Raw genomic sequence first — 11,411 nt, 5'->3', positions numbered from 1 at the left:
CGCCGACGGGTCCTGGAGTGGCTGGAGGTGGATCCCCGAGGAACGAGGGGGTACACCGGAAGCCGCGAAGGCCCCGTGTACAGGCGCCCGAGCGCTTGCCCGCGTCCCCTACCGTGGTGGGATGCGCCCTGCCCCTCCGGGCACGGCGCGGACGACGAAGAGAACGGCGCCACCGCCCACCGCGCGGCGGACGCGGAGGCGCCACGACCGCAGACCGCGGGGCAGATCCGGCGCGGGCTTCCGCTATCGTGTCGGTTCGACACCCTGTGTCGGGTACGCGCCACCGGCCGCGACACGCCCGCGCTCCCCGCAGCAAGGACAGCACTCCGCCGTGGACATGACGACTTCCGACCCGCTCGTAGGCTCGACACTGGACCGACGCTACTTCGTCGAGTCCCGGATCGCCGGTGGCGGGATGGCGACCGTCTACGTCGCCCACGACCTCCGCCTGGATCGACGGCTCGCGCTCAAGGTCATGCACGCGTCCCTGGCGCAGGACCCGACCTTCGTCCAGCGGTTCATCAACGAGGCCCACTCGGTGGCCAAGCTCTCCCACCCCAACGTCGTGCAGGTCTTCGACCAGGGTGAGGACCAGGGCCACGTGTTCCTGGCCATGGAGTACGTGCCCGGCCGCACACTGCGCGACATGCTCAAGGAGCGGGGTCGGCTCACGCCGCGGGACGCCCTGAACACGATGGCGCCGGTGCTGGCCGCCCTGGGGGCCGCCCACCAGGCGGGGATGGTGCACCGCGACGTCAAGCCGGAGAACGTCCTGATCACCGAGGACGGCCGGGTGAAGGTGGCCGACTTCGGTCTGGCCCGCGCCGTGGAGCAGTCCAACCAGGGCCTGACCCGGACCGGGACGCTCATGGGCACCGCCGCCTACCTGGCGCCCGAGCAGATCGAGAAGGGGACCGCCGACGCGCGCAGCGACGTGTACGCGTCCGGCATCATGTTCTACGAGCTGCTCACGGGCAGCCAGCCGCACACCGGCGAGACGCCGATCGCGATCGCCTACCAGCACGTCACCGAGGACGTCCCGCGCCCGTCGCACTTCCTGCCCGGCCTGCCCCCGGAGGTCGACGCCCTGGTGACCAAGGCCACCGAGCGCGACCCCCGGTACCGCCCGAGCAACGCGGGACAGTACCTCGCCAAGGTCCTGGAGGTCCTGGGCCGGCTGCCCGAGGACACCGCGGCGCCGGCCGGGCCGCTGCCGCCCGTGGCCGCCGGAGCCTCTCCGACGGCCTCCGTCACCGCCCCGCAGCTGATCGCGGGCGGTGCGGGGCCCGGCACCGAGAACGCCACGATGATCGTGGACATGGGCGGCGCCGGTTTCGACGACGGCTACGGGGACGACGACTACCCCGACGACGGCGGCGGATCCCGGGGCCGCCGCGGCCTCCTCATGGGGGTCGGGGCGGCGGCCCTGGCACTCGTGCTGATCGCCGCCGGCTGGTGGTTCTTCCTGGGCCAGTACGAGGCGGTACCGGAGGTCGTCGGGGCCAGCCCCGAGTCCGCGCGCGAGGACATCCGCACCGCCGGGCTGGTCTACGACCTGGTCGAGGAGCCCGTCTACAGCGACGAGGAGCCCGGCACGGTCGCCCGCACCGAACCCGAGGCCGGCAGTCGCCTCTCCCCCGGCGACGACGTGAGCGTGTTCCTGTCCATGGGCCCGCGGTCGGTGGAGATGCCCGACCTGGAGGGCCAGAACATCGCCAACGCCCTCGCGGACCTGGAGGACCTCGGCTTCGACCCGGAGACGCTCGCCGAGGAGCCCGTCGACGCCGAGGGCGTGCCGCCCGGCGAGGTGATCTCCACCGATCCCGCGGCCGGCGCCGAGGCCGACCGCGAGGAGGGCGTCACCCTCACCATCAGCCGCGGCATCGAGGTGCCCGCGGTCACCGGGCAGGAGCTGGAGGAGGCCCAGCGGACGCTGGAGGAGCTCGGCCTGACCGTGACGGTCACCGAGGAGGAGAGCGAGGACGTCGACGAGGGCGTCGTGATCACGCAGAGCCCGGACAACGGCAGCACGGTCGGCGCGGGCGGCGCGGTCGAGCTCACGGTCTCCACCGGCCCGCCCGGCATCGACATCCCCGACGTCACGGGCAAGCGCGTGGGCGAGGCCAAGGACCTGCTCGAGGACGCCGGGTTCAAGGTGAAGGTCGAGCGCATCTTCGGCGGCAACGTCGTGGTCTCGCAGTCGCACACCGGGCGCGCGCCGGAGGACACCGAGATCACCCTCACCGCGACCCCGGGCGGCATCGACCTGGGCGACACCGAGGGCAACGGGAACGGCAACGGCCGTGGCGGGGACGACGACGACTGACCGCGTCCGCGCGCCGACGCGCCCGCCCCGGCCCCGATAGGCTCGCCCCCATGGGCATGGACGCGATCCGGGTACTGGTGGTGGACGACCACCCGATGTGGCGCGACGCGGTCGCGCGCGACCTCGGCGAGGCCGGGGTGGACGTGGTCGGCACGGCGGGCGACGGCGCCAAGGCCCTGCGCATCGCGCCGGCCGCGCGCCCCACGCTGGCCGTGGTCGATCTGCACCTGCCGGACATGTCCGGGGTGGAGCTGACGGCGGGCCTGGTGGCCCTGGCCGAGCCGCCGCGCGTGCTGGTGCTGTCGGCCAGCGGCGAGGGCGACGACGTCCTGGCCGCGGTCAAGGCGGGAGCCACCGGCTACCTGGTGAAGTCGGCCGCGCGCGAGGAGCTGCTCGACGCGGTGCGCCGCGTGCACGACGGGGAGGCCGTCTACACCCCGGGCCTGGCCGGCCTCGTCCTGGGCGAGTACCGCAGGCTGGCGTCGGCGAAGGAGCCCGCGGAGCCGGAGGGGCCCGCCCCCGCGCTCACTCCGCGCGAGACCGAGGTGCTGCGCCTGGTCGCCAAGGGGCTGGCCTACAAGCAGATCGCGGCCCGGCTGACGATCTCCCACCGCACGGTGCAGAACCACGTGCAGAACACGCTCACCAAGCTCCATCTGCACAACCGCGTGGAGCTCGTGCGCTACGCCATCGACCAGGGTCTCGACGAGTAGCGGCGCCCGTCCGCGCGATCCGTACCGGCCCACGGGTTGGCCTGGACTCCTCGGGCCCACTATGGTCTAGACCATATGGCGCGATGCGCCGAATCACACTACGTCGAGGAGTTGTCGCATGCGAGTCGGGGTGTTGACCGGCGGTGGAGACTGCCCTGGTCTGAACGCGGTCATCCGCGCCGTCGTCCGCAAGGGGATCAAGGACTACGGCTACGAGTTCGTGGGCTTCCGGGACGGCTGGCGCGGCCCCCTGGAAGGCGACACCATGCCGCTGGACGTCACGGCGGTGCGCGGCATCCTGCCGCGCGGCGGCACGATCCTGGGCTCCTCGCGCACCAACCTGATGAAGATCGAGGGCGGTGTCGAGCGGGTCAAGGACAACATGGCCGGGCTGGGCGTGGACGCCCTGGTGGCCATCGGCGGCGAGGACACCCTGGGCGTGGCGCGCCAGCTCCACGACCGCGGTGTGAACGTCGTGGGCGTGCCCAAGACCATCGACAACGACCTCAACGCGACCGACTACACGTTCGGTTTCGACACGGCCGTCAACATCGCGATGGAGGCCATCGACCGGCTGCACACCACCGCCGAGTCGCACCACCGCGCGCTGGTGGTGGAGGTCATGGGCCGCCACGCCGGATGGATCGCGCTGCACTCGGGCATGGCCGCCGGCGCCAACGTGATCCTCATCCCCGAGCGGCCCTTCGACATCGACCAGGTCGTCAAGCACGTCGAGAGCCGCTTCCAGACCCAGTACGCGCCCATCATCGTCGTCGCCGAGGGCGCGCACCCGATGGAGGGCCAGATGGAGCTGGCGACCGGCGAGACGGACGCCTTCGGGCACGTCCGCCTGGGCGGCATCGGCCAGCGCCTGGCCGACGAGATCGAGCAGCGCACCGGCAAGGAGGCGCGCTCGGTGGTGCTCGGGCACGTGCAGCGCGGCGGTACGCCGTCCGCGTTCGACCGGGTGCTCGCCACCCGTCTGGGCGTGCACGCGATCGACGCCGTGCACGACGGCTCGTTCGGCAAGATGGTCGGCCTGCAGGGCACCGACATCGTCCGGGTGGACCTGGCCGAGGCCACCGACACCCTCAAGACCGTCCCGGCCGCGCGCTACGAGGAGGCCGAGGTCTTCTTCGGCTAGCGGGCAGTGCTCTCCTTGGGCCTCCGCTCGTGCCCACGCCGTCGCCCGCCACCACCCTCAACGGACGCCCGCGGCGCGGTCCTTCCTGCTTCGGCCCGTGCTCGGGCGCCTCGGAGGGCGGGAACGGGGTCGAAGCAGGCACAGCGGCGCCCTCGCCTCCCCCGTTGCCACCGCCCCCGTACCGGCGTCCCGCCGGTGCGGGGGCGCCGCTGTGGAAAGCGTTCGGAACGGTGGCGCGGATGTTCGATACTGGAGACGGCAGTCATCATGTACGCACCGGAGGTAGCACCATGTCAGCGTCGCTCGAGTCCGCGCCGCTCCCCGTAGCCGAGGTCGGAGCCGGCACCGGGCTGGGCGAGCTCTGCGTGCTCATGAAGCTCGGCGAGATCGTCCTCAAGGGGTCCAACCGCAAGCTCTTCGAGCGGCGGCTGCACAACAACATCCGGGCCTCGGTCCGCGACCTCGGCGACATCCGGCTCTCCCAGCGCGGCTCCGGCGTCATCATCGTCCGCAAGCCGGGCGCCTCGGACGTGGAGGTCGCCGAGATCGCCGACCGCATGGCCAACGTCATGGGCGTCGTGTGGGTGCACCTGGTGCGCCGGGTGGCCAAGGACATGGACGCCATCACCGACATCGCGGTGCGCTCCCTGGCCGACCGCACCGGCACGTTCGCCGTGCGGGCCCGCCGCCGGGACAAGCGCTTCGAGATGACCTCCTCGGAGCTGGCCGGCTACCTGGGCTCCAAGATCATCGAGGCGCACGGGTACCCGGTCAACCTCAAGCGGCCCGACAACACCCTGTTCGTCGAGGTGGACAAGGACGAGGCGTTCGTGTTCACCGATGGCATCCCCGGCCAGGGCGGCCTGCCCGCCGGGATGAGCGGGCGCGGCCTGGTGCTGATGTCGGGCGGCATCGACTCGCCGGTCGCGGCGCACCGGATGATCCGGCGCGGCCTGAAGGTGGACTTCCTGCACTTCTCCGGGATGCCCTTCACCGGCCCCGAGTCCATCTACAAGGCCTACAGCCTGGTCCGGCAGATCGACCGCTACCAGGTCGGCTCGCGGCTGTTCGTGGTGCCGTTCGGCAAGGCCCAGCAGCAGTTGAAGAGCTCGGGCATCGAGCGGCTGCAGATCGTCGCCCAGCGGCGGCTGATGCTCAAGACCGCCGAGGCGCTCGCCGACGACCTGGGCGCGGAGTGCCTGATCACCGGGGACGCCCTGGGCCAGGTGTCCAGCCAGACGATGACCAACATCACCGCCCTGGACGACGCGGTGGACCTGCCGATCCTGCGGCCGCTCATCGGGATGGACAAGACCGAGATCATGGACCAGGCCCGCCGGATCGGCACCCTGGCCATCTCGGAACTGCCCGACGAGGACTGCTGCACGATGCTGACGCCGCGCCAGGTGGAGACCGCCGCGAAGATCCCGGACCTGCGCCAGATCGAGAAGCGGCTGGACGCCGAGGAGCTGGCCGAGCACCTGGTCACCACGGCCCAGCTGCACAAGCCCAGCTTCCTGGGCGAGGCGGCTCCCGCCCGGGTGGCGCCCGCCGCCGCGGCCCGCGTCTGAGACCGGGGGTGCTCCGCGCGGCCCTGGGCCCGCGGAGCACCCGCTCTCACGCGTTCACAGTCCGGCGAGCTCGCGGCCCGGGGCGGGCGTCAGGGTCCGGCCGCTCAGGGTGGCCAGGGTCGCCGACAGGTCCCGCAGCTCCGCCAGATCGCCCTCCAGCAGGGCCTGGGGGCCGTCGCACAGCGCCTCCTCGGGCGTGGGGTGCACGTCCACGATGATGCCGTCGGCGCCCACCGCGATGGCGGCGCGCGAGAGCGGCAGGACGAGGTCGCGCTTGCCCCCGGAGTGCGAGGGGTCCACGATGACCGGCAGGTGGGACAGGTTCTGCGCCACCGGGACGGCGCTGATGTCCAGTGTGTTGCGAGTGGCCTTCTCGAAGGTGCGGATGCCGCGCTCGCACAGGACGATGTCGAGGTTGCCGCGCTGGGCGATGTACTCCGCGGCCATCAACCACTCCTCGATCGTGGCGCTCATGCCGCGCTTGAGCAGGACGGGCTTGCCCGCGTCGCCGACCGCCTGGAGCAGGGCGAAGTTCTGCATGTTGCGCGTGCCGACCTGGAGCATGTCGGCGTAGGAGGCGACCAGCTCGACGTCGGCGGCGTCCACGACCTCCGTCACGATGGGCATCCCCGTCTCCTCGCGCACGTCCGCGAGGATCTTCAGGCCCTGCTCCCCCAGCCCCTGGAAGGCGTAGGGCGAGGTCCGCGGCTTGTAGGCGCCGCCCCGCAGCAGCGACGCGCCGCCGGCCAGCGCCATCCGGGCGGCCTCCAGGGTCTGCTCGGGCGTCTCGACCGCGCACGGACCGGCGATCACGGTCATGTTGTCGCCGCCGATCGGGACACCGCGCACGCTCACCACGGTGCGGCTGTCGTGGTTCTCGCGGCTGACGAGCTTGTAGGGGGCCGAGATGCGCAGCACGTCGCTGACACCGGGCTTGGCGGCCAGGCCGAGGTCCTGGAAGCGTTCGACGTCCCCGACCAGGCCGATGATCGTGCGGCTCACGCCGCGCGTCACGTAGGCCTCGCCGCCGACCGAGCTGACCAGCTCGACCAGATCGTCGATGTTGTCGGGGGTGGCGTCCGGTGCCATCACGATGACCATGTGGGTAGTCCCTGCTTGTTGGAGTGGCTGAGCCCTGTGGCGGCGCCCGGAACGCGAAGGAGCCCCGGGCCGTCCGGCCCGGGGCTCCTTCGAAGTCGTCCTGTATCAGCGCAGCGCTTGACAGGCGACCGGGGAGTCGGGCCGGTAGCCATAAAAGCGCCAAAAGTTCCGCTGCATGGCTGTGACTATAGCGCACGATCGGAAGGGAGCCGCACACCCGGGGGGAGTGACCTAGCTCTCGTTGCCGCCTGGCAGGATGGCCAGAGCCTCCCCTCCCCCACCCAGCGAGGGAGGCGCGCCGAGTGACGGCACGGGAGGACCGGCCGTCTGAGAGAGGGGACGGATTGCACGAGGGAGCCCGGGCCGGGAACCGGGGGGACACGCGGCGGGCCGGCCTGCCACCCGGCCAGGCGATACGCCACGAGCACAAGCCCCTGCACTACGGCCCCGTGCCCACCTTCCGGCCGCACAGGTGGGACTTCCGTGTCATGGGGGCCACCGAGACCCTGGGGACCTACCGCTGGACCTGGGACGAGTTCGCGGAGCTGCCGCGTACGGACACGGTGCGCGACTTCCACTGCGTCATGCGCTTCAGCGTTCCCGACGTGCCCTGGTACGGCGTGCGCCCCCAGGACCTGGTCGACATCGCCCCGCCCGCCCCCGAGGTCACACACGTGATGGCGTGGGGCGAGTACGGGTACAGCGCCAACCTGCGCCTGGACGACTTCCTGGCCGACGGCACGATGCTGGCCATGGGACGCGACCACCGGCCCCTGGACCCCGAGCACGGCTTCCCGCTGCGCCTGGTGGTGCCGCACCTGTACGGCTGGAAGAGCGTCAAGTGGCTGCGCGCCGTCGAGTACATGACGGCCGACCGCCGGGGGTTCTGGGAGGAGCGCGGCTACCACAACCGGGCCGACCCGTGGCAGGAGCAGCGCTTCGCATCGGACTCGGACGCCTAGTAGACGGGGCCTTCGCGCCTTCCGGTGCACTCCCTCGTTCCTCGGGAGCGCACCTCCAGGCCCTCCAGGACCCGTCGGCGTCCTCCTGTGTTCTTCTGGGGCCTCCGCTCGTGCCCACACCGTCGCCCGCCACCCCCCTCAACGGACGCCTCCGGCGCAGTCCCTCCTGCTTTGGCCCCGATAGACCCCCTGTGGTTCCGGCAGGCTGAACGGCCACCTTCAACCCCCTGGGGTGCACGTGAAGGCGTGCCTCGCGACACCCCCAGAGGCCGAGGGCAGGCTCGGCGGCCCACCTCTACCCCCCGTGGTCCCGTAGGACTGCATGTGAACCTTCAACCCCCTGGGGCGCGGGCCTCGGGCGGTCACTCCCCTGGGAGTCGGGGGAGGCGGAGTTCGACCTCCGTACCCTCGCCCGGCTGGGACACGTACTCCGCCGTGCCGCCCAGGTCCCGCAGGCGCCCCTGAACGGACTGGTCCACGCCCAGGCGGCCCTCGCGGCGGGCGGCGCCCAGCCGGTCGGCCGGGATGCCGGGGCCGTCGTCGCGGACGGAGACGGTCACGGCGTCGTCCTCGTCCTCCACCAGCACCCAGGCGCGGGTCCCGGCCGGGCAGTGGCGGGCCACGTTGTCCAGGGCGGCCTGGACGGCAGCGGAGAGCTCCGCGGCCGACCGGGCGGGCAGGAGCACGGGCGTGGCCGGGGTGGCGACGGAGACGGTGACCGACTCCTGCCTGCGCAGCAGCTCGCGCAGGTCCACCGGGCCGCCCTTCGGTTCGGGCAGGCCGTCGGTGACCAGGGAGCGCAGGCGTACCTCCTGCTCGCCGGCCATCCGGCCGAGCTCGGCGGCCTCACCGCCGGCCTCGGCCCCGCGGCGCCGGACCAGGGCCAGGACCTGCAGGACGGAGTCGTGGATCTCCCGGGCCAGTTGCTCGCGCTCGAACAGGCGGGCCTCCAGGGCCACCGCCTGGGTGAAGCGCTCCTCGGCCCGCTCGGCCACGCGGGCCATGTAGCCCACGGCCAGGCCGGTCAGCAGCAGGAGCACCACGCCGCGCGCGGTCGCGCCGGTGATGGCCGCGTCCATGATCACCCTGAGGGTGAGGTCGGCGAAGCCGTAGAGCAGGGCCACCGTGGCCGCGCCCCGGCGGCCCCAGATCACGCTGGCCGACAGGGCCGCCCCGGCGAACCAGTATCCGCTCAGCGGCGGGGCCTGCGTGAGGTAGTAGGGGGAGGCCGCGAGGGCCGTCGCGAACAGGCAGCCGAACGAGACCGCGAGGTCCGCGGTCAGCAGGCGCCGCGTCCGCAGCCGGGGGCGGACGTAGGCGTAGGCGGTGGTCGCCGTCCACACCGCCATGGCGGCCAGGACCGCCCAGGCGACCCAGGGCCGGGTCAGGTGCTCGTGGTGCTGGACGAGCAGGACCAGCGAGTAGACGAGGGAGGCGGCGCGGTACAGGGTGATCCCGCGCCACAGGGGGACGTCGAAGCCCAGGGCTCAGACCACCGCCCCGTCGTCGGGCCCGTTGTCACCGGGGGCCCGGCTGTCGGTCATGCGCAGGACCAGCACGACGAAGCTCGTCAGGAACGCCACGACCGCGGCGAACATCAGCCAGTTGGGCAGGGAGATCCCCAGGAAGGCCGAGCCGAAGAGCACCACCGGGCCGCTCAGCAGGCCGAACCAGGCCGCGATGCCCACCCGGCTCCCCTGCAGCAGGGGCGGCGGTGGCGGCGGCTCGTAGTGGCCCTCCAGCTCCGCCTCGACCCGGCGGGCGATCTCGGCGGCGGCGTCCTCCTCGTCGGTGTCGTCCGGGCCGGCCAGGATGTCCCCGCCCACGCGCCCGGGGCCGGAGCGCTCGTCCTCGTCCGGGGCGCTCAGGTTCTCCGCGTCGGGCCAGCCCACCCGGCGGCGCTCGGTGCCGTCGTCGCCGTCGTAGAAGCGCGCGACGAGGTCCTGCCAGACCTCGTCCTCGTCGGCGGTCTCGGCGGGCGCCGCGTCGGGGTCGACGTTCTCCGGCGGGCCGTCCAGCAGGTCGCCGACGACCTGTGGGGCGGAGTCCACGCGGGCCGTCTCGCCCAGGCCCGGCAGTTCGGCGCCCAGCACGCGCTCGGCGGCCCCGCGCTCCTCGGCGTCCACGTAGAGGTGGTCGGTGGGCGGATCGTCGGCCCGGCCGCCGGCGGGGTCCAGTACGTCCTCCTCCAGCGGCACCGCGTACGCGGCGATCCCGCTGCGGCGCAGGGCGTCCAGCATCAGGTCCGCGTGCGAGGGCGCGAGCAGGATCAGGGGCACGTAGGCATCGGCGAGCAGGCCGTTGCCCCGACGTTGTGTCATCGGTCGGCTCCTTCCCCGCTTTCGCAGTGCTCTCGCACGAACGCGAGGCTCCCGGCGAATATGGCGGGCGCGTCGTGGTCGAGCGTGGCCACGTGGTAGCTGTCGTGCAGCAGGTGGATGGCCACCGTCGTGTTGACCGCCCTGTTAGCGAGCATACGCAGACTTCCGGGTCCCACCACATGGTCCTGGGTGCTCCGGAAGGCCAGAACCGGCGCCCGCAAACCGGACATGCCCTGCTGAACCGCACGCCACAGCTTCGGGAGTGTCGCCGCGGCGGCGGTCGGGACCCGGTCGTAGCCGCCCTCGCTCGTGTCGTCCTTGGAGACGTCGCTGGTCAGCCCCGGGGTGGACGGCAACAGGCGCGCCGCCAGGCGCCCGAACGGCGCGATCAGGGGCAGCCGGTAGTCCTCCACCACCAGGGAGGGGTTGACGAGCACGATGCCGCGCACGGTGTCGGGGTGCCGCTGGGCCAGCCGGACCGTGAGCGCGCCGCCCATGGACAGGCCCATGACGTAGACCTCGTCGCACCGCCGCGCCAGGTCGAGCAGGGCCCGCTCCACGTGCGCGTACCAGTCGTCGGAGCCGGTGAGGTTCATGTCCTGCCACACCGTGCCGTGCCCGGGCAGCAGGGGCACCTCCACGGTCAGTCCGGCCGCGGCCAGGTACTCGCCCCACGGGCGCATCGAGTAGGGCGACCCGGTGAAGCCGTGGCAGAGCAGGACGCCGGTCCTGGACCCTGCGTGGCTGAAGGGCTCGGCACCCGGGATGACCGGGGCGGCGTCGGTCGGGTTCACGCGGTGGCTCCCAGGGGATCGTGCGCCGCGCGGTCGCGCGGATGGTGCGGGCGGGCGATGGAGATCGGGGCACACTCCGGGATCGCGTTCCCGGCCCCCAGGCGTGAGGCTAGCCGTTCGACAGACTGTTTGTCATCAGACGTCAAGGTGCCCCGTTCCTCAGGGCCCGGCGAGGACGGCCGACCCGCTGGACATCGTGTGGTCACCGCCCTTGGGCGCTTCCACCATCGCCCTCCTTCCGGAGGAGAGAAAGCCAAGAGTGCCGACCAACGTTCCCTCCCCGACTCGGTATCCTCGGGCGGGCACCGGACACCGCGGCCCCGAGGGGACCGAGGGGGCGCTTTGGCAGTTGGCCCCGCTCGGTGGGAGGATGGCGCATGTCAGTCGCGCTCTCCCCCGCTGTCGGTGGCCGGGGCGGTTCTGACGTTGTCGGCCGAGCGGGACAGAGAATCGGGCAGGCCCTGCCTGCGGACTCCCCG

At 72.6% G+C, this 11,411-nt stretch carries 9 protein-coding genes; 5 read left to right on the top strand and 4 right to left on the bottom strand.

Features of this window, described 5'->3' with window-relative positions; translation table 11 throughout:
- Positions 1-331 precede the first annotated feature (331 nt).
- From pknB to thiI, 4 genes are all read left to right on the top strand, one after another.
- The gene (gene pknB, locus HNR10_RS25600) at positions 332-2,326 is read left to right on the top strand and encodes a Stk1 family PASTA domain-containing Ser/Thr kinase (RefSeq protein WP_179827807.1); all 1,995 of its coding nucleotides are present in this window, start codon (positions 332-334) and stop codon (positions 2,324-2,326) included.
- Positions 2,327-2,376: 50 nt separating this feature from the next.
- Positions 2,377-3,039 carry a response regulator gene (locus tag HNR10_RS25595; RefSeq protein WP_179827805.1) on the top strand — a complete coding sequence of 221 codons (663 nt, stop codon included), beginning with the start codon at positions 2,377-2,379 and terminating at the stop codon, positions 3,037-3,039.
- A 118-nt stretch (positions 3,040-3,157) separates the two neighbouring features.
- On the top strand, positions 3,158-4,183 hold the full coding sequence (locus tag HNR10_RS25590) for a 6-phosphofructokinase (RefSeq protein ID WP_179827803.1): 1,026 nt from the start codon (positions 3,158-3,160) through the stop codon (positions 4,181-4,183).
- A 290-nt stretch (positions 4,184-4,473) separates the two neighbouring features.
- The gene (gene thiI / locus HNR10_RS25585) at positions 4,474-5,754 is read left to right on the top strand and encodes a tRNA uracil 4-sulfurtransferase ThiI (protein WP_179827801.1); all 1,281 of its coding nucleotides are present in this window, start codon (positions 4,474-4,476) and stop codon (positions 5,752-5,754) included.
- Positions 5,755-5,808: 54 nt separating this feature from the next.
- Here the strand turns inward: thiI and aroF are convergent, their stop codons facing one another.
- Positions 5,809-6,855 (bottom strand): 3-deoxy-7-phosphoheptulonate synthase, encoded by a 1,047-nt coding sequence (aroF, locus tag HNR10_RS25580; protein WP_179827794.1) that lies wholly within the window; start codon positions 6,853-6,855, stop codon positions 5,809-5,811.
- Between the two features lie 344 nt (positions 6,856-7,199).
- Here aroF and HNR10_RS25575 point away from each other — a divergent pair, with 344 nt between their 5' ends.
- Positions 7,200-7,817, top strand: a complete 618-nt coding sequence (locus HNR10_RS25575) for a molybdopterin-dependent oxidoreductase (protein WP_376769773.1) — start codon at positions 7,200-7,202, stop codon at positions 7,815-7,817.
- 362 nt (positions 7,818-8,179) lie between these two features.
- Here HNR10_RS25575 and macS read toward each other — a convergent pair whose 3' ends face one another.
- The 3 genes from macS to HNR10_RS25560 are packed head-to-tail and all read right to left on the bottom strand — an operon-like array spanning position 8,180 to position 10,932.
- Positions 8,180-9,265: a MacS family sensor histidine kinase gene (macS, locus tag HNR10_RS25570; RefSeq protein WP_376769804.1), complete on the bottom strand. Its 1,086-nt coding sequence runs from the start codon at positions 9,263-9,265 to the stop codon at positions 8,180-8,182.
- Positions 9,266-9,304: 39 nt separating this feature from the next.
- The gene (locus tag HNR10_RS25565; RefSeq protein WP_179827791.1) at positions 9,305-10,138 is read right to left on the bottom strand and encodes a hypothetical protein; all 834 of its coding nucleotides are present in this window, start codon (positions 10,136-10,138) and stop codon (positions 9,305-9,307) included.
- Positions 10,135-10,932, bottom strand: a complete 798-nt coding sequence (locus HNR10_RS25560) for an alpha/beta hydrolase (protein ID WP_179827789.1) — start codon at positions 10,930-10,932, stop codon at positions 10,135-10,137. The genes HNR10_RS25565 and HNR10_RS25560 overlap by 4 nt, the downstream gene beginning before the upstream one ends.
- Between the last annotated feature and the right edge of the window lie 479 nt (positions 10,933-11,411).

Source organism: Nocardiopsis aegyptia, from assembly GCF_013410755.1.
Lineage (GTDB): Bacteria > Actinomycetota > Actinomycetes > Streptosporangiales > Streptosporangiaceae > Nocardiopsis > Nocardiopsis aegyptia.
The sequence above is the reverse complement of the archived record's forward strand: the minus strand, read 5'-3'. Positions and strand labels throughout refer to the sequence as shown.